We start from the raw sequence: 903 nt of genomic DNA on the forward strand, positions 1-903 counted from the left end.
TTATTTTACAGATGGGGTTCCCTGGTTACTTCCTCATCGTAATGGACTTTATTCAGTGGGCTAAGAATCACGATATTCCTGTTGGTCCAGGACGAGGCTCGGGCGCGGGATCTTTGGTCGCATATGCGCTAAAAATTACCGATTTGGACCCGCTTGAGTACGATCTTCTTTTCGAGCGTTTCTTGAACCCTGAACGTGTTTCGATGCCCGATTTCGACGTCGACTTTTGTATGGATGGCCGCGATCGCGTTATTGGTTATGTGGCAGATCACTACGGCCGTAATGCGGTGTCGCAAATTATTACCTTCGGTACGATGGCCGCAAAAGCTGTAGTTCGTGACGTAGCGCGTGTACAAGGTAAGTCTTATGGTTTGGCTGATAAATTATCGAAGCTCATTCCTTTTGAAATTGGGATGACTCTTGCTAAAGCGATTGATGCAGAACCTGCGCTCAAGGAATTCCTAGAGACTGACGAAGAAGCTCAAGAAATATGGGAAATGGCGCTGTCGTTAGAGGGCTTGACGCGTAATGTTGGTAAGCACGCGGGCGGTGTTGTTATCGCTCCGACGAAATTAACCGACTTCGCTGCTTTGTATTGCGATGAAGAAGGTGGCGGTCTTGTTACACAGTTTGATAAAAACGACGTAGAAGATGCGGGTCTAGTAAAGTTTGACTTCCTTGGCCTGCGAACCCTAACTATCGTTGATTGGGCCTTGAAGATGATTAATCCTCGTCTTCAAAAAGAAGGCAAAGAAACGATAAACATTGATCATATCCCGCTTGATGATCCTGCCTCTTTCACTTTATTGAAAACGGCCGAAACGACGGCTGTATTCCAGCTCGAATCACGCGGAATGAAGGAGCTGATTAAGAAGCTTCAGCCAGATAACCTTGAAGATATGA

General features: G+C 46.3%; 1 protein-coding gene. It reads left to right on the forward strand.

Annotated elements, in window-relative coordinates; translation table 11 throughout:
- Positions 1 to 903, forward strand: a 903-nt coding sequence (gene dnaE / locus A3738_RS07625) for a DNA polymerase III subunit alpha (RefSeq protein WP_156504065.1), incomplete at both ends; no start/stop codon positions are given.

The organism is Oleiphilus sp. HI0066, from assembly GCF_001635725.1.